Here is a 17103-nt window from a genome sequence, read left to right on the forward strand (position 1 = left end):
GAGAATTTTTGATGCCCAAGCTGGGCTTGACGATGACGGAAGGTGTCGTCGCCGACTGGATCGTCCAGCCTGGCGGCGCTTTCAGCGCCGACGACGCCGTTTTCGTCGTCGAGACGGACAAGGTGGCGAACGAGATTCCCGCAGAAGCCGCCGGCACGCTGCATGAAATCGTGGTGGCAGCGGGCGAAACCGTGCCCGTGGGGACTGTCCTCGGCTACTGGGAAGATGGGAAGCAAGGCGAGCAGACAACCGCCCGGACAATCAACGTTGCAGAGCCAGCAGCGCCTCGTTCCGATATCGCATCGGTCCCGCGAGCAGCATCGAATGCAGCACGCCAATGCGCGGACACGGCGACTCGCGTAAAGGCCTCGCCGCTGGCCCGCCGTCTCGCGCAGCAGCGCGGCATTTCGCTCGCCGGCGTGCAAGGCAGCGGCCCCAAAGGACGCATCGTGGCGCGCGATATCGAGGCTGCGGCGAACAACGTATCGCAGGCAGCGCGCGTACAGCCGGAAGCTATCGAACTGAATCACGAGCCGAATCACGAACTGGTGCGGCCGAGCACCGTGCAAACCACGATCGCCCGCCGGTTGACGCAAGGCAAACAGGAAACGCCTCACTTTTACCTGACCCTCGACATCGAAGTCTCGCGACTGATCGCGCTGCGTAGCGAGATCAACGAGGGAGGCGACGGTCCGCGTCTTACGCTGAATCATTTCGTCGTACTGGCAGTTGCACGCGCGCTGCGAAGCCTGCCGCAGGCGAACCGCGTGTGGACGAACGACGGCATTCTCGCGTTCCGTCGAATCGACATAGGCGTCGCGGTCAGCACTGAACGGGGTCTTCTCGCGCCTGCCGTGTGCGATGTCGGCGACGTATCGATTGCAGAACTGGCGCGCCGCCTCGACGCTGTCGCTTCACGCGCCCGCGGCGGCACGCTGCTGCCGCAGGACAACGGCAGCCCCGCCATCACGGTATCGAACGCAGGCATGCACAACGTAACGTACATGACGTCGATCATCAATCCGGGCCAGGCCATGATCCTGGGCGTCGGCAGCATCAAGGAAGTGTTCCGCCCCGACGCCGCTGGTCAACCGGCACTGCGTCGCGAAATGGGTCTGGTGCTGTCGGCAGACCATCGCATCACGGACGGTGTGGCCGCCCTCAACTTTCTCAATGCTGTCGCGCGGTTGCTGGAGCGGCCCGCGCGGCTGCTGGCGAGCTAGGCGACGGAGATCACGATGACCACAACCACTACGCGCCCGGCCACGCTTATCGTCATTGGCGGCGGCCCCGCCGGCTATGTCGCGGCCATCCGCGCCAGCCAGCTGGGTATCCGCACCACGCTTGTCGAACGCGACGCACTGGGTGGAATCTGCCTGAACTGGGGCTGCATTCCGACCAAGGCGCTGTTGCATGCCGCGGACACGCTGTCCGCCGTGCGCAGTGCGTCGGACCTGGGTATCGACATCGCTGGTGACGTCACCATCGATATCGCTCGCATGGTGGGCCGCTCGCGTGCGGTTTCCGACCGCTTGCGTCAAGGCGTGCAGTACCTGCTCAAGAAGCATCGCGTCGAAGTCGTGCGCGGCCAAGCACGCCTTAACGGTGCGGGCGCCGTGCAAGTCACCGGCGAGGATGCCAAGGGCAATCGCCAACTGGATGCAGATGCGATCCTCATCGCGACGGGCGCCGGTCCACGTTCCCTCGAAACACTTCCCGTCGATGGCGAGCGGATCTGGAATTACCGTCACGCATTGGTGCCGCAAGCCGTGCCTTCGAGTCTGCTGGTCGTTGGAGCGGGTGCGATCGGCATGGAGTTCGCCAGTTTCTATGCGGCGCTCGGCACTCAGGTGACCGTTGTCGAAACGCGTGACGCCGTGCTGCCGAACGAAGACATCGACGTGTCGAATCATGTGGCGCATGCCTTTACGCAACGCGGAATCCTCGTTCGGACGGGGACGTCGGCCGCGCTGAACCGCCTTGCTGAAGACGCCGCGTGGATGACCCTGCGCACAGGCGACGCCAGCGATACCCTGCCCTTCGACAAAGTGCTCGTCTGTGCCGGCGTGGTCGGCAACACGGCCGATCTCGGCCTGGAGAACACGGCCGCCGTCATCGAACAGGGCTGCATCCGCGCCGATGAGTTCGGACGAACCGATGATCCGCGCATCTTTGCAGCGGGCGACGTTTGCGGTGCACCGATGCTCGCGCACAAAGCGAGCCGCGAAGCCGTACGTTGCGTTGAATATCTGGCCGGCTTGCAGGTCGATCCGCAGCCGCCGCTCATTCCTGCATGCACCTACTGCGATCCGCAAGTCGCAAGCGTCGGCTTGACCGAATCGGCCGCGCGCGCCGACGGCCGTGAGGTCTCAGTCGGCCGCATGCCGTTTCATAGCAATGGAAAAGCGCTTGCGCTAGGTCAGCCCGAAGGCTTCGTGAAAACCGTTTTCGATGCGCAAACAGGCGAACTGCTCGGTGCGCATCTGGTAGGAACGGAAGTGACGGAACTGATTCAGGGGCTCTCGCTTGCGCGTCAACTCGAAGCAACCGATGAAGACCTGGTGCAGCACGTCTACGCCCACCCGACTCTTTCGGAAGCCATTGGTGAATCCGCCCTTGCCGCCCTCGGCCGGGCGATTCACGGCTAACCGTGCGCACCGCGCCGGCAGACATACCAACACAAATCAAGGAGGCAGATAAGCCATGGACTTTCAACTTACGCAAGAGCAACGCATGATCGTAGACGCTGCCCGCAAGGTGGGCGAGCGCTTCGGTCTCGACTATTGGCGCGACATCGACGCCAAAAAACAATTTCCCGCCGAATGCTGGAAGGCAATTTGCGACGCGGGGCTTTGCGGCGTGGCATTGCCATCCGAATACGGCGGCGCCGAACAGGGTGTGTTCGAAATGGCGCTCATCATCGAGAACCTGTCTGCCGCCGGCGCCGGCAGCACGGTCGGGCAACTGTTCATGATCAACCCGATCTTCGGCGGTGTATCGATCAGCAAGTTCGGCACGCCCGAGATGAAGCGCGAACTGCTGCCCAAGCTCATTGCAGGGGACATCAACTTCTGCATGGCGCTGACCGAACCGGATGCCGGCACCAACACGCTTGAGATTCGCAGCTTCGCACGCGCCGACGGCGACGGTTGGCGCCTCAACGGCCGCAAGATCTGGATTACCGCCGTCGACAACGCGCAGAAAATGCTGGTCGTCGCACGCACCCGGCGCGTGGAAGAGTCGGAGTCGCGCAGCAGCGGCCTGTCGATGTTCATGATCGATGTGGAGCGCAAGGGTCTGTCGCACAGCCCGATCGACAAGGTCGGCACCAACACCCTTCCGTCAAGCTCCGTATTCTTCGACGAAGTGCGTATCGAGCCGCACGAGCTGGTGGGCACGTTGCATGGCGGGTGGCGCGAACTGCTTGACGTCCTGAACACCGAACGCATTGTGACCACGGCGGGTCTGGTCGGCGCAGGCGAACTGTCGCTGAAGCTGGCGGTGAGCTACGCGAACGACCGCAAGGTATTCGGCGGCCGTGCAATCAGCAGCTATCAGGGACTGCAGTTTCCTCTTGCGCAATGCCATGCCGAAATCGAAGCTGCGCGCCTTCTTAACTACCAGGCAGCGACGAACTTCGATCGAGGACTGCCGTACGGCAGCGTCGCGAACGCCGCCAAACTGCTCGCCGCACAGGTGGCCGCGCGCGCAACCGAGCGCGCAATGCAGACGATGGGCGGCATGGGCTACGCAAAGGAATACCATGTGGAACGACTCTGGCGCGACAGCCGGCTCTTCCGTTTCGCACCCATTTCCGAAGAGATGATTCTGAACTACATTGCCAATCACGACCTCGGCATGCCTCGCTCCTATTGACATACATCGGACCTCGATCGCGCCATTACAAAGTACATCAGCGAGACACCCAAGATGATTGCCCTGAGTTCCTCGATTCTCCACTGGGCCCGCTCCAATCCGGAGCGTATCGCGCTCACCTACGGCGAAGACCGCATTACCTATGCGCAACTGGCCGAACGCACCTGTGCCGCAGCTGGCGCCTTGCGTGCCCAAGGCATCGGCGCCGGCGATATGGTCGCGCTGCTGATGAAGAACAGCGCCGCGTTTGTCGAGCTGACTCTCGCCATCAGCCATCTCGGCGCGGTACTGCTTCCCATCAACTATCGGCTTGGCAAGGATGAAGTCGACTACATCCTCACGCACGCCGGGGCAAAACTGGTCTGTGTCGACGAAGAACTCACGGACAACCTGCCGGATAATGCTGCGCGAATCGTGCTTTCTCGCGAGCAGCAAGGCGACACGCGCCAGCTTGACCGGCACGCTGAGCCGGTAGAGACGGCGCATCCGGCAACGTCGTCGGACATGTTCCGCCTGATGTACACCTCCGGCACGACCGATCGCCCCAAGGGCGTGATTCACAGCTACGACAACTTCTACTGGAAGACGCTGGACCATATCTGCGAACTCGGACTGACGGCACAGGATCGGCTGCTGGTCGTGGGCCCGCTCTACCACGTCGGCGCCTTCGACTTGCCAGGCTTTGCCGTCTTCCTGACGGGCGGCTCCATGCATGTCATGCGCGATTTCGATGCGGAGCAGGTGCTGGTTGCCATCGAACAGCAGCGGGTGACAGGCGCATGGCTGCCGCCCGTGATGCTCAACCGGTTGCTCGCCCTGAAGAACCGCGGCGACTACGACATGAGCACGGTGCGCTGGGTGATCGGCGGCGGTGAGCGCACGCCCGTCGAACGTATCGTCAGTTTCAGCACGCTATTCAGGCATGGCCGCTACATCGACGCCTATGGCCTGACGGAAACCTGCTCGGGCGACACGATGATGCAGGCCGGCCAGGAGCATCGCAAGATCGGCTCGGCGGGACGTCCGTTGGCCCATGTGCAAGTCGAAATCCGCGATGCCCATGGCGACAGGCTGCCTGCGGGTGAAACCGGCGAGATCTGCCTGAGCGGCCCCAAAGTCACGCCTGGCTACTGGAACGACCCAGGACGCACACGTGCGAGTTTCTTCGATCAGTGGTTCCGGACAGGTGACATGGGCTATCTCGACGACGATGGCTTTCTCTTCCTGGTGGACCGGAAGAAGGACATGGTCATCAGCGGTGGCGAAAACGTAGCTTCGTCAGAAGTGGAACGCGTGATCTACTCGCTCGACAAGGTCGAAGATGCCGCAGTAGTTGGACTACCTGACGAGCAATGGGGCGAGCGCGTAGTTGCGGTGGTGGTGCTGCGCGAGGGCGAAACGCTAACGCTCGCGGAATTGCAGGCACATTGCCGCAACAAGATCGGCGGCTTCAAGATCCCCAAGCAATTGTTCGTGGTCGATATGCTGCCTCGTACAGCCTCGGGGAAAGTGCTCAAGCGCGATCTGCGCGAACAGCTCGTTCATCAGGCGCCGGATGTCGGCAAGCACTGACTCGCGGCCTCCGATATCGCCCGGACGTAAGACCCCGCCCTCCAAGGCGGGAACATCAGGATGGCAGCGGCACACGGCGCACGATTACGTACCGCTCTTCAACCGCCCGACAGACCGTGTCGGATCAGTTTGCAGTAGGCTTTGACCACCCAGTCGGGAATTTCATTGTTGCTGCCGTCCTGGCTCGCGTAGCGCCCCAGATACAGACGCGCCGACATGAGCACGTAGGTCACGACTTCCAGTTCTCGCTCCGAAAACCCTCGAATCTCGCCGCCGCCCCGCGCCTTGCGCAAGAAGTGCATATAGCCTTCGCGAACGAGTTCCAGATGTGCCTCATACGCCTTGGGTGCAAAGCTCGGTGCCTCGTTCAGGATGCGGAAAAAATGCGGATGGATTCTGAGGAAAGAGAAAAAGCCCCGAAAACCGAGCTCTTCCCGTTCGAACAGCGTTTTCCCTTTGCTCGCGCAGGCGCCCACATGTTCGAGCATGTCTTTACCGAGTGCCGGCAACAACTGGTCGAGAATATCCTGCCTTGATTCGAAATGATTGTAGAAGGTCCCCTGCGCGACGCCGGCTCGCTGCGTGATGAACGTGATGGACGTATCCTGATAGCCCTTTTCGCCCACGACCTCAGCCGCGGCGCGAAAAAGCCCTTCGCGAATCAGCCGGGTGCGTTCGTCACGTGACCCGGCATCCCGCCAGTTCTGCGGTGCTGTTTCGACTTCGGCTAGTTCTGTGGCGTTTTGTCTGGAAGTGGACTTTCGAGTAACCATACGGTGTTTGATGAATTGTGATTCGTCCATCAATCGTAACCTGAAAACGCCGAAGTTGACATCCCGTCCCGCCCTGAAAAACGGCAATTTGCCCCCTGGAAGGGAAAAGATGTGACCCGGCAGGCTACATCTGTGCTTTGATGTGCGCGAGGAAAAGCTGGATCACCCGCTCGTCGCGCTTGAAGAACGCCCACTGACCAATCCGGTTCGAAGTCACGAGCCCAGCCCGCTCCAAAGCGGCGAGATGGGCCGATACCGTCGATTGCGCCAGATCGCAGCGTGCCTCGATCTGCCCGGCGCTGACGCCGTGAACAAGTGCCAGCTCCTGCTCGGCGAAATGTGCGTGCGGCTCGCGTAACCATGCAAGAATTTCGCGGCGCATGCGGTTCGCAAGCGCCTTGTGGATCGCGTCGAGGTCGATGTCGATGTCGAGGTCGATGTCAGAGGCCAATCTGTCTTCCTGTCTGGCGGGCGAGGCACAAAACTGAACTGAACCCGGTCCCGCCTTATCACGCTCGACATCCCCCGCGTCAGTCAGAAGAGATATCGCCCGCCGTTCACACTGAGCGTTTGCCCCGTCACATAGCCTGCTTCCTCGGAGACAAGATAGGCCACGGCGTGAGCAATATCGTTCGGCTGACCCGCGCGCTTCATCGGCATCGTTCGCGCCACGGCATCCACGTCGACCGGACCCTCCCGTACCAGCGGCGTATCGACAAAGCCCGGCGGAACGTGATTGACGGTGATCCCCTTGTCGGCGAACTCGATCGCAAGGGCCTTGGTGAAACCGATCACGCCGCCCTTCGACGCAGCGTAGTGCGCCATCGCCGGTGCACCCGTCTGCGCGGACGACGAAGAGATATTGACGATTCGCCCCCAGCCAGCATCGAGCATGTCAGGAATGAATTCCTTCGTCACCAGAAACGGCCCCTTGAGGTTCACGCCGATGATGCGGTCCCACACTTCCTCAGTGAGGCCCGTAAACGGCACGTAACTGCTGATCCCCGCATTGTTGACGAGTACCGTGACGGGTCCAAGTTCTTCGCGTGTGCGCGCCGCCGAGTCGGCGATGGCATCGGCGACGGCTGCATCGCCCGCAACGGCGATCGCCTTGCCGCCCGCTTCGTGGATGATGTCGGCCGTTTGCGCGGCGCCTTCGGCGTTCAGATCCCATACGGCAACCGCCGCGCCGTACGCGGCGAGTACCGTTGCGATGGCACGGCCGATTCCACGGCCACCGCCCGTGACAACAACATTCTTTCCCTTGAGTGACATACTGTGCCTATCCTTTTTCGTGTGGCGACGCGCGGGCTCGCGCTTCGCTCATGCGCCCAGTGCCTCGCGAGCCGCGGTACGCGCCGCGACTGCCGCGGGAAAGCCGGTATAGCCCGACGCGTGGTAGATCACTTCGGCAAGCTCGTCTTCCGTGAGACCGTTCGTCAGCGCGATCCTGAAGTGAGTGCGCAACTCGGTCTCCGCGTGCAGTGCGATGAGAATGCCCAACGTGACGAGACTGCGGTCACGTGGGCTCAATCCATCACGCGCCCACAACGCACCCCACACGCTCACGAGACCCAGCTCGACGAGCTCTTCTCCGAACCGGCCATCGCGCAAGTCGACGTCGCCGTCGGGTAGAACACCCGGCAACGCCGCGCGCATCGCTGCAAGTCCCGCCGTACGCAGGTCGGCCTTCGCGCTCGTGTCGGACGGCGCTCCTTTCTTAACGGTCATGTATCCTCTCCTCGATTCGGCTTCACCACATCACAGGTAGTTCTTCGATGCCGTACGCCAGCGAATCGTGCTTGAAACGCAGCTCGGCAAACGGCACGGCAAGCTGTAGCGTGGGCACGCGCCGCAGAAGCGTCGGATAGACCACCTGAAGCTCGACGCGCGCAAGTTGCTGCCCGATACACTGATGCGGGCCCCAGCCGAATGCGTGATGGTGACGGGCGTCGCGCGTGATATCGACCTTCGCGGGATCGGGAAAGGCAACCGGATCGAAATTCGCCGAAGGCAGCGGCGAACAGATGCCCTCGCCTGCGCGGATTATTGTTCCGTTGAACTCGATGTCCTCGATCGCAATACGCCGTTGCAGCAGATGCGGAATAGTCAGATAGCGCAGCAGTTCCTCAACGGCGCCGGCGACGATCTTCGGATCATCGGTTTCGCGCAGCAGTTTCATCTGGTCGGGGTTTTGCAGCAGCAGCGCGGTGCCCAGCGTGATCATGTTGGCGCTCGTTTCATGCCCTGCGATCAGCAGGATCACGCCCAGTTGAACTGCGCCCGCCATGTCGAGATCGCCCGTCTTCACGCGCTGCCCAAGGTCGGACACCACGTCTTCTTCGGGATGATCCATCTTCTGCTGGATCAGCTTGCCGATGTATTCTCCAAGAGCCTGCGTCGACGAGCGGTTTTCATCCGGGGACTTGTCACGTGCATTCGCGATCTTCGAATGCTTCTCGAAGAAATCGTGATCGTCGTACGGCACACCGAGCAGATCGCAGATCATCAGCGAAGGCAGTGGCAGCGACAACGCTTCGACGAGATCCGTCGGCTTTGGTCCCGCGAGCATCCTGTCGATCAGATCGTCGGTCGCCTGCTGGATCTGCGGACGGATTTTCTCCATCCGGTGGCGCGTGAACGAATTGGTCAGCATCCGGCGAAGGCGCGCGTGGTCCTCCCCGTCCGTATCGAAGATGGTCTTCGGCCGGTCATGGATGGTTTCAGCGATCGCCCGGTTCATGAACGGAAAATTGGGCAGGTGATCGTTCGCACTGACACGCGGATCGCCCATGATCTTGCGCTGCGCCGCATGCGAGAGAAGTATCCACGGCGTGCTGCCGTCCCAGATGCGCACCCGCGTGATTTCCACGCCGGCATCGCGCAGCGCCCGCAGTTCCGGCGATGGAAGAAAGGGGGCAGCCGGGTCTCTCGGCGTCGGATAGTCGAGGATGCCCTCGGTCGCACCGTCCACGATGGTGTTCATATTCTCTCCTTGTCTATGCGACGAAAGCATTCCGCCTTCGTCGGTCATTCTTCGATACGGATTGCGAGCGCAGGGCACACGGCAGCGGCCTGGCGAACGTTCTCGGCTTCTTCGGGCGGGGGATTCTCATTCACGAAGATCACGATGCCGTCCTCTTCGCGCTGGTCGAACACATTGGGCGCGTAGGCCACGCATTGGCCTGCCGCGACGCATTTTTCCTGGTCGATGAAAATCTTCACTTCAGACTCCTTTCTGGCATGACTTCAAGTTGATCGAATACATGGGTGCTTCTACTGGTCGACGACGATCCGCGGTTCGATCACCTCCTTTCACATCCTTTGCTGCCCAATGATCGATCACTGGTCATGCCGATGTCCGGCTCAGATGCGTCGCGTCGACGACGTCCTGCCGGTGCTGACGAACCTGCTTGGGCATGTTCCAACCGAGCACGCCCGTCACGACACCATCGCTCGTGTAACGCGCGACGAACCGGCGTGCCGAAAAATCGCCCTCGACAATCTCCGCCTGCGCGTCGGCCGCGATCGCACCGAACACCTGAATCTTCACGTCGAACTGATCGGTCCAGAAATACGGCACAGGCGCATAGGGCGTGTCTTTGCCGAGAATGCACGCCGCAACGGCTTCCGCCTGTTCGGTGGCATTGGTCCGGTTCTCGAAGCGCGTCAGACGGCCCAGTTTCTCGTGATGCCATCGTGCGACGTCGCCGACCGCGTAGATTCCATCGGCGGCGCGGCAGCGCGAATCGCACACGATGCCGTTGTCGATACGCAGTCCGCTGCCTTCGAGCCAACCTGTCGCGGGCGACGCCCCGATGGCGACGACCACGACATCGGCAGGCAGTACTTCGTCGTTTGCGAGTCGCACGCCGGTGACGCATCCACCTTCGCTCGTCAGTCCGTCGACGCCTGTACCCAGCCGCAGCGATACGCCGCGTTCCTTGTGGACGGTCGCGAGCAGGCCCGACGCAAGCGGCCCGATCTGCGCTGCCATCGGCGCGGCGAGCGGTCCAACGAGCGTCACGTCGAGCCCCAGCGTGCACGCCGTCGCAGCGATCTCGGAACCGAGCACACCTTCACCCACCACGACAAGCCGCGAGGACGTGCGCAATGCTTCGCGCAGCGCCAGCGTGTCGTCAAGCGAACGCAGCACATGCACGCCGGCAAGCTTCGCTTGTCCCGGCAACCTTCGCGCATGCGCGCCTGTCGCAATCACGATTGCGTCCGCTTCGAAACGACGCCCCGACGCCGTGCGCACGCTGCGCGCCTTGACGTCGAGTTCCACCGCCGACTCGCCGAGCACGAATTCGGCATCGAGCGCAGCCAAAGCCTGCGACGGACGCAGCGCTGCCCGCTCGGGCTCCCACGCACCATGCAGCACCTGCTTCGACAAGGGCGGACGGTCGTACGGCACATGCGGCTCATCGCCGATCAGCGTGATACGACCTTTGTAGCCGCCACGCCGCAGCGCCTCCGCCGTACAAAGACCGCCCGCCGATGCACCCACGACGAGCACACTGCCTGGCGCTGTCGTCGAATCGCGTCGCGCTTCGCTGCCACCGTGCGCACGCACCCGGGGATCGCCCGGTTGCAGCGTGGTCGTGAAACCCCACGGCACACCGAGACTGTCCTCCGGCTGCGCGACGATGGTGGTTGCCGATCGATCGCGAATGCCGACGCCCAATGTGGCGAGATGGCGCTCCACGCCTTCCAGATCCGCGACCTTCCACGTGATCGCATAGTACGAATCGTTCGGCGCACGCGCCGCGAGGTCGGCACGAGCGGGCGTGCCGGGATCGGGCACCGCGTACTCGATCAACGTATCGGCGATCGCTACAAAGACGCTTGTCGCGCCCAGCACTTCGTTGCGGCCACGATGCACCACCGTGCCGCCGAGCGCGTCCACCGCGAAGCGCAGCGCACGCTCGGGCTGACTCGTCAGGATGGTGTGATGCGAACAGTGCTCGATACCGAGCGGATCATCCGCGTCGACCGGGCCGAGCGCCCAGCCCGGTGTCGCGCGCGGGTCGAGTGGAAAAGGCCCTTCGCGAAAGAACTGGTATTGCATCCCCGCGTCTTCGGGCACCACGAAAAAAGTCACCACGCCGCCGCCTGGCGAGAGCGGCGGCTCGTCGCCTTGCGCGATGTTGTCGGACAGATCCATGCAGCGGAAGCCGTTGCGGCGCAGCGCGTGATAGAGATCCGTCATGCCGTCGACGTACCAGCCGATTCCCCGGAGGCCCGGCGTCTGCACGGCGGGATAGCGCTGCCGGCCGTTGATGAAGTGCAGCTTCGGGTCGATGGTGTCGAAGAACACATCGCGAATGACCGTGAAGGTCGAGTACTCGGTGGGGTACTCGGGTGTCGACGGCAGCATCGCCGACAGCGACGTGCTCTTGCGCCCGAATGCGCGCTCGAACCATTGCTCCGCTCGCGCGAGGTCGGGCACTTGCGCAGTCGGGTGGAAGACCCTCATGACGCGAAAACCGTGCGGCGTCTCACTGATGGCGTGGCTCGTCACGACTGCTCTCCCGTTTGCTGTGTTGCGCTCGCGGTCTCGCTGTCATCAATGCAAGCGCGACCTTGCGACATCACGAAGGTATTGAATTGCGCTTCGCGGCTCTTCGCCATCACGTCGAAAAGCATGCCGCGCCCCGCTGGGTTCAGCAGAAACTTGCGCGGCTTGCCCGGAATGTTCGAGCCGAAGTAGTAGCTGTGCTCCGGACTGAACGGCGAGTAGGAAGCCATCGCATTGACCGTGTTGCTCCACTGGTCTTCGGCCGCCTGGCTCGGCTCGACAACGTCGTAGCCACGCTCGCGCATATAGGCGAGCAGTTCCATCGTGAAGTCGACCTGGTCGCCGTTGTAGCGCGGGTTGTTGGCTGCCGCGCCATGCGGGCCGCCTGGAAAGAACAGGTTCGGAAAGCCCGTCGCCTGAATGCCGAGGAACGTGCTCGGACCATCGCGCCATGCGTCTTCCAGCGCGACGCCGTTGCGTCCACGAATACCCATGCGTTGCAATGCGCGCGCAAAATCGAAGCCCGTCGCCCAGACGATGATGTCGAATTCTTCCACGCCATGGGCTGTCTCGACGCCCTTTTCCGTCACCTTCTGGATCGGCGTTTCCTTCAGCGAGACCAGCTTGACGTTGGGCTTGTTGAACGCCTCATAAAAGCCGGTCGCATAAGGCGGACGCTTCTGCGCGTAGATGTGGTCCTTCGGAATGAGCAGCTCGGCCGTCGCCGGGTCATTGACGAGACCACGAATCTTGCCCGCGATGAACTCGGAGAACTCCTTCCTGAGATCCGCATTCGTGAAGAAGTCGCTATAGTTCGACGTCATCTTCGAGAAGCCGGGACTGTTCCACAGTTTTTCGTAGAAGGCCTGACGCTCTTCCAACGTATCGTCGGTCGAGGCGCGCTTGTACGGCTCATGCAGAAAGCCGCTGATACTCGTATCCAGCGTCTGCTTGATCGTGGTGTAATCGGCGCGCAGCCCCAGCTGTTCGTCTTCCGTGATGGGGCGGTTGTTGAGCGGCGTACACCAGTTCGGCGAACGCTGATACACCGTCAGCGAAGCCACTTCGTCGGCAATGGCGGGAACAATCTGCACGCCGCTCGAGCCTGTGCCGATCACGGCGACGCGTTTTCCCTTGAAGTCCACCGGCGTCGAAGGCCAGAGCCCTGTGTGATACGACTCGCCCGCGAAATCTTCGCGCCCGGCCACGGACGGGTAGAACGGCACCGACAGCACGCCCGTCGCGGCGACGAGGTAGCGGGCGATGTGAGTCGACCCATCGCTGGATTCGATCGTATATGTGCCGCTGTTTTCATTGAACATCGCCGACGTGACGCGCGCATCCAGACGGACGTGACGCCGCAAATCGAAACGGTCGGCGACGTGATTCAGATAGCGCTCGATTTCCGGCTGCGCAGCGAAGTGTTCGGACCAGCGCCAGTCATCGAAGAGTTCCTTCGAGAACAGGTACGCATAGGTGTAGCTCTCCGAATCGAAGCGCGCCTCCGGGTAGCGATTCCAGAACCACGTCCCGCCGATGCCCTTCCCTGCTTCGAGCAATACGGCGCTGAGACCCGACTCGAGCGCACGGTACAGCTGATAGAGGCCCGTGATGCCCGCCCCTACGATCAGCATGTCGACTTGAGCCGGGGCCGAGGCGTTCTGAACGGCGGATGCTTGCATGAAATTGTCCTTTTGATCTGTCACAGTGAGTGTGCGAAAGCCGCGATATCGTCGAGCGTCGCGTGGTACACGTCGGGAATCGCCTTCATGAAATTGATTTCGGCCGCGTGGCACGTACCGTTGACCGTGCGTGCCCTCGCCTGCACGCCGGCAGCGAGAAGCTTGCGGTAATAAGCCAGGCCCTCGTCGCGGAACGGATCGAGCTCGTTGACCGAAATCGCGTGCGGCGGCAGTCCTTCGAGATCGGCTTGACTCGCGTGATACGGCCACGCCAGCGGATTCGCCGCGTTCTCGCCGTCGGGGTCGTATGCAATAGCCGTTGCTGCAACCACGGCCAATGGCGTGTAGAGGCCATCGTTTTCGTAGAGCGATTGCAGTTCGGGCCGCTTGCTGGCATACGCGTTAGAGATGTACGGACACAGCGCATAGACACCATCGACTTCGCGCAACCGGTCTTCGCGCTTCGCCTTGAGCGTGGCCGCCAGCCCGAGGTTGGCGCCGCCGGAGTCGCCCGAAATGATGAGCCTGGCGATGCCGAGCTTCGCCTTGTTCGCGTGCACCCAACGGAGTGCGGATGAAACATCGTTGAGTCCGGCGGGAAAGGGATTCACGCCAAGACGTCCCGTCGCGTTTCGGAATTCGACGCCGATCACGACCAGCTTCCTGGCAGCGAGATCGCTGCGCCAACGCGTATAAAGCGGCCCTTCGGCATCGAGGATGCACATACCGCCTCCATGCAGGTGCAGCACGCCGGGCACTGCACCGTCGATACCGTCTGGCCGATGAATGAAGAGGCTGATCTCATTGCCGTCCACGCCCGGGATCTTTTCGATGGTGGTGCTCACGCCCTCCACCAACGGCATGCCGGCGACGGAAGCGGCAAAAAACTCGACAGAACCAGCCTCGGCTGCCGCAAGATACTGACGAATGCCTTCAAGCGGCGTATTGCTGTCGACATAGACAGGCGGGTCGCCGCCCATTTGCGCAGCCTCCAGCGCCGCAACGAGACGCGGGTCGGCGCGTGGATCGTCCCGGATGACGAGATCCGGATTGCCCAGCTTGCCGGGACGGTGGAGTTGAATGTCTGCCATCTGTTGTTCTCCTATGGGTTCTCATTGGTGTGCGGGAGTGCGCGAATTCATCCCGGCACACACTGAAAGCGATATCAGGCGGTAGCACCGCCATCGACGGGAATCGCCACGCCTGTCATAAAGCTCGACGCGTCAGAGGCGAGGAAGAGCGCCATGTGCGCCATCTCCTCCGGTGTGCCCATTCGCCGCAACGGCACTGATGCCGAGATCTGCTCGATCGTCGCCTTGACGATTCCATCCGCAATGTCGCGCCTGAGGGCAGGCGTATCGGTCGCACCCGGGCAGATCGCGTTCACGCGGATGCCCTCGGGCGCCAGCAGTTGCGCAATCGACTTCACGTACTGGATAAGCGCGGCCTTGCTCGCCGAATAGGTCGGAAAAAACGACACCGCCTTCAGGCCGGCAATCGACGACGTGCAGATCACCGATGCCGAAGAGGAAGTGCGCAGCAACGGCAAGAGCCGCTTGGTCAGGATCATCGGCACCCAGACGTTGATCGTCATGCAGGTGTTGAAGCTTTCCGCGTCGTACTCGAAACCCGGTGGTGCGGGCAGGCCGGCGTGATTGAACAGAATGTCGAGCACGGCGTGATCGCGCAGGAATGTTTCGACGAATGCATCGAGGGCAGCCTGATCGAGCAGATCGACCTGATGCGCTTCTGCCGAGCCGCCGGCATGCCGAATTTCAGCCGCCGTTTCTTCGGCGGCAGAACCATTGCGATCGACAATAACCACATGCGCACCTTGAGCGCCGAAAAGCAGCGATGAAGCGCGCCCCATGCCGGAAGCTCCGCCCGTAATGAGCGCTTTCCTCCCCACGAGCGACATCGCTTTGTCGAGACTGCCCGTCATAGAACCACTCCTTTTTTTCTGGTTATGTGACGCTCAGATAATCCAGTACAGACTGAGCAGTACATTGAGTGCATTACCCTCTCCCCTGAATTCCGACAAACTGGGCTTATCCGTATAGCCCAATCCGGCAGTGGCATAGAGGCCCGGCATGACGTGATACGTGTACGACGCGGTAATGCTGTTCGCACCGCTGATAGCAAAGAAGTTCGTATAGGCGGTGTAGTTGTTGATGACGCTCTGAACGTTCCTGCTCGTCTTGTTGTGGCTATAGACGAACGACAGAAGATCGGTCGGCCGGCTCGCAAACGGGCCAACCCAATAGGCGCGAGCCTCGTAGTACTGAGTAAAAGGCGTCGATTTCGGGTCGCCATACATGAAGCTGCCACCGACATACATGCCCCGGTAGGCTGTGTAGGGTGAGCCCGGCGCCGACTGCGTCACCTGATAGTCGCCGAGTAGGTAGAGCCCATACGAACCATTCTTCGTCGCGTGCGGGTCCTGCAGCATGCGGCTGTAGTCCGGGAACGTCGAGTTGTTGTACATGAAGCCGGCACGAAGCCAGGTAAAAGGCGCATCTGGCGACGACGGGCGCTTGTAGCCGAATTCGTTGATCGACAGCACGCGCGTTCCCGGCACAGACGATGTGAATCTGAAGCCTGTCGGATTCGTATTCACTTCGTCATAAATGGAATTGCCCGTCGGCCCGTTCACCGGCAGGCTGCGCTGAATCGCCGTCTGCGCGTACAGCGTATTCGTGACATTCCATTTGATGCGGAAATTCGGCGTGCTGATACTATTGGGCGACATGCCGAGAACGATTGGAACCGACGACGAAGGGCCGAATGGATTGACAACCAGTCCGCCAACGAACGTGCCGGCAAACTCAGGCAGGTTCGCAAAATAGCCGGCCTTGATTTCCAGCTTTTTGTCGAGGAGCGTCTGGTACCACGAAATACTGTTTAAACGCGCGGTATTCGGGTTGTACTGCTGGTCATTGCTGACGCCAAAGTTGGTACCCACGGCAATCTGACCATCCGGTATGCCATGTTGGCTCATGTCATACGTGAGAAACGCAGAGTTCGCGAACATAACGCTGGGTCGTTGACCAAAGTACGACCGTCCGCCGGCGCAGTTGTAGTTCAGACTGTTGGGTCCGCAGGGCGCAAAACCCGATGAAGGAATCCTGCTGGGCGTATTGAGCAGGTTGTCCTGGAAGATCGTCGAGCCTTGTATCGAGAATCCAAAGCCGTACTCCGCCAGCTTCGTCCGCCAGTTTCCATAGTCGAGTGCAAGGGTGTCGCCATAGGATGGAAACGGCACGATCCACCCCTTGTAGCCGTACTTCGCGTCGAGCGCATAGGCACGTGCGGCTGAACTCGCTGACGCGTCGGGCGTAGCTGCTGACTCAGGCACTGCCGCTACGGGCGGGTTGATCTGCGATACGTCTGTCGAGACGGCAGGCTCCGCCGCCTTGACCGGGAAGGCGCTCATGACAAACGCGCTCAACGCAGCCCCGGATGACACAAGGACACGATGCCGGAAGCGTTCTACTTTCCCGCAGAGGGAAAAGGCATGGAGGGAATGCCGGTACCGTATTCCTGATACGTCTGGCACAACTGGTTCACATCTCGTGCCGATGTTTCTGTCAATCACGTTTGTCTCCGATATGATTCGTTATACGTAATTTCTCTTTCTACACCATTGTGCTTCGCACCTTTTTCGTCACTCTGTCTGGAA

At 61.4% G+C, this 17103-nt stretch carries 15 protein-coding genes; 4 read left to right on the top strand and 11 right to left on the bottom strand.

What is annotated here, in order from left to right; all coding sequences use genetic code 11:
• Positions 1-11: 11 nt before the first annotated feature.
• The 4 genes from DSC91_RS12140 to DSC91_RS12155 are packed head-to-tail and all read left to right on the top strand — an operon-like array spanning position 12 to position 5448.
• Positions 12-1223 carry a dihydrolipoamide acetyltransferase family protein gene (locus tag DSC91_RS12140; protein ID WP_229758361.1) on the top strand — a complete coding sequence of 404 codons (1212 nt, stop codon included), beginning with the start codon at positions 12-14 and terminating at the stop codon, positions 1221-1223.
• 15 nt (positions 1224-1238) lie between these two features.
• Positions 1239-2648, top strand: a complete 1410-nt coding sequence (lpdA, locus tag DSC91_RS12145; protein ID WP_115778445.1) for a dihydrolipoyl dehydrogenase — start codon at positions 1239-1241, stop codon at positions 2646-2648.
• Positions 2649-2703: 55 nt separating this feature from the next.
• Complete coding sequence (locus DSC91_RS12150; RefSeq protein WP_115778447.1) at positions 2704-3876, top strand: acyl-CoA dehydrogenase family protein; 1173 nt, start codon at positions 2704-2706, stop codon at positions 3874-3876.
• A gap of 54 nt (positions 3877-3930) precedes the next feature.
• Positions 3931-5448 carry an AMP-binding protein gene (locus tag DSC91_RS12155; protein WP_115778449.1) on the top strand — a complete coding sequence of 506 codons (1518 nt, stop codon included), beginning with the start codon at positions 3931-3933 and terminating at the stop codon, positions 5446-5448.
• Positions 5449-5546: 98 nt separating this feature from the next.
• Here DSC91_RS12155 and DSC91_RS12160 read toward each other — a convergent pair whose 3' ends face one another.
• From DSC91_RS12160 to DSC91_RS12205, 11 genes are all read right to left on the bottom strand, one after another.
• On the bottom strand, positions 5547-6251 hold the full coding sequence (locus tag DSC91_RS12160; RefSeq protein WP_208645720.1) for a TetR/AcrR family transcriptional regulator: 705 nt from the start codon (positions 6249-6251) through the stop codon (positions 5547-5549).
• 94 nt (positions 6252-6345) lie between these two features.
• Positions 6346-6648, bottom strand: coding sequence for an ArsR/SmtB family transcription factor (locus DSC91_RS12165; RefSeq protein WP_115779808.1), 303 nt, complete (start codon positions 6646-6648; stop codon positions 6346-6348).
• A 107-nt stretch (positions 6649-6755) separates the two neighbouring features.
• Positions 6756-7496 carry an SDR family oxidoreductase gene (locus tag DSC91_RS12170; RefSeq protein WP_175172095.1) on the bottom strand — a complete coding sequence of 247 codons (741 nt, stop codon included), beginning with the start codon at positions 7494-7496 and terminating at the stop codon, positions 6756-6758.
• Positions 7497-7544: 48 nt separating this feature from the next.
• Positions 7545-7952: a carboxymuconolactone decarboxylase family protein gene (locus DSC91_RS38010; RefSeq protein WP_175172093.1), complete on the bottom strand. Its 408-nt coding sequence runs from the start codon at positions 7950-7952 to the stop codon at positions 7545-7547.
• Positions 7953-7974: 22 nt separating this feature from the next.
• Complete coding sequence (locus DSC91_RS12175; RefSeq protein ID WP_115778451.1) at positions 7975-9207, bottom strand: cytochrome P450; 1233 nt, start codon at positions 9205-9207, stop codon at positions 7975-7977.
• Positions 9208-9251: 44 nt separating this feature from the next.
• Positions 9252-9446, bottom strand: a complete 195-nt coding sequence (locus DSC91_RS12180; protein WP_115778453.1) for a ferredoxin — start codon at positions 9444-9446, stop codon at positions 9252-9254.
• A gap of 124 nt (positions 9447-9570) precedes the next feature.
• Positions 9571-11745 (bottom strand): FAD-dependent oxidoreductase, encoded by a 2175-nt coding sequence (locus tag DSC91_RS38015; RefSeq protein WP_208645721.1) that lies wholly within the window; start codon positions 11743-11745, stop codon positions 9571-9573.
• Positions 11742-13424, bottom strand: a complete 1683-nt coding sequence (locus tag DSC91_RS12190; RefSeq protein WP_115778455.1) for a flavin-containing monooxygenase — start codon at positions 13422-13424, stop codon at positions 11742-11744. Before DSC91_RS12190 ends, DSC91_RS38015 begins: the two co-directional genes overlap by 4 nt.
• 20 nt (positions 13425-13444) lie before the next feature.
• Entirely contained in the window at positions 13445-14515 is a 1071-nt protein-coding gene (locus DSC91_RS12195; RefSeq protein ID WP_115778457.1) for an alpha/beta hydrolase, read from the bottom strand.
• Between the two features lie 74 nt (positions 14516-14589).
• Positions 14590-15366 carry an SDR family NAD(P)-dependent oxidoreductase gene (locus DSC91_RS12200; RefSeq protein ID WP_115778459.1) on the bottom strand — a complete coding sequence of 259 codons (777 nt, stop codon included), beginning with the start codon at positions 15364-15366 and terminating at the stop codon, positions 14590-14592.
• Positions 15367-15399: 33 nt separating this feature from the next.
• Positions 15400-17019: a carbohydrate porin gene (locus DSC91_RS12205; protein WP_162831377.1), complete on the bottom strand. Its 1620-nt coding sequence runs from the start codon at positions 17017-17019 to the stop codon at positions 15400-15402.
• Positions 17020-17103: the final 84 nt, after the last annotated feature.

The organism is Paraburkholderia caffeinilytica, from assembly GCF_003368325.1.
GTDB lineage: Bacteria > Pseudomonadota > Gammaproteobacteria > Burkholderiales > Burkholderiaceae > Paraburkholderia > Paraburkholderia caffeinilytica.

Bases quoted from the DNA above. Each gene is read 5' to 3' on its own strand.
- DSC91_RS12140 (WP_229758361.1), top strand. From the start codon at position 12: ATGCCCAAGCTGGGCTTGACGATGACGGAAGGTGTCGTCGCCGACTGG.
- lpdA (WP_115778445.1), top strand. From the start codon at position 1,239: ATGACCACAACCACTACGCGCCCGGCCACGCTTATCGTCATTGGCGGC.
- DSC91_RS12150 (WP_115778447.1), top strand. From the start codon at position 2,704: ATGGACTTTCAACTTACGCAAGAGCAACGCATGATCGTAGACGCTGCC.
- DSC91_RS12155 (WP_115778449.1), top strand. From the start codon at position 3,931: ATGATTGCCCTGAGTTCCTCGATTCTCCACTGGGCCCGCTCCAATCCG.
- DSC91_RS12160 (WP_208645720.1), bottom strand. From the start codon at position 6,251: ATGGACGAATCACAATTCATCAAACACCGTATGGTTACTCGAAAGTCC.
- DSC91_RS12170 (WP_175172095.1), bottom strand. From the start codon at position 7,496: ATGTCACTCAAGGGAAAGAATGTTGTTGTCACGGGCGGTGGCCGTGGA.
- DSC91_RS38010 (WP_175172093.1), bottom strand. From the start codon at position 7,952: ATGACCGTTAAGAAAGGAGCGCCGTCCGACACGAGCGCGAAGGCCGAC.
- DSC91_RS12175 (WP_115778451.1), bottom strand. From the start codon at position 9,207: ATGAACACCATCGTGGACGGTGCGACCGAGGGCATCCTCGACTATCCG.
- DSC91_RS12190 (WP_115778455.1), bottom strand. From the start codon at position 13,424: ATGCAAGCATCCGCCGTTCAGAACGCCTCGGCCCCGGCTCAAGTCGAC.
- DSC91_RS12195 (WP_115778457.1), bottom strand. From the start codon at position 14,515: ATGGCAGACATTCAACTCCACCGTCCCGGCAAGCTGGGCAATCCGGAT.
- DSC91_RS12200 (WP_115778459.1), bottom strand. From the start codon at position 15,366: ATGACGGGCAGTCTCGACAAAGCGATGTCGCTCGTGGGGAGGAAAGCG.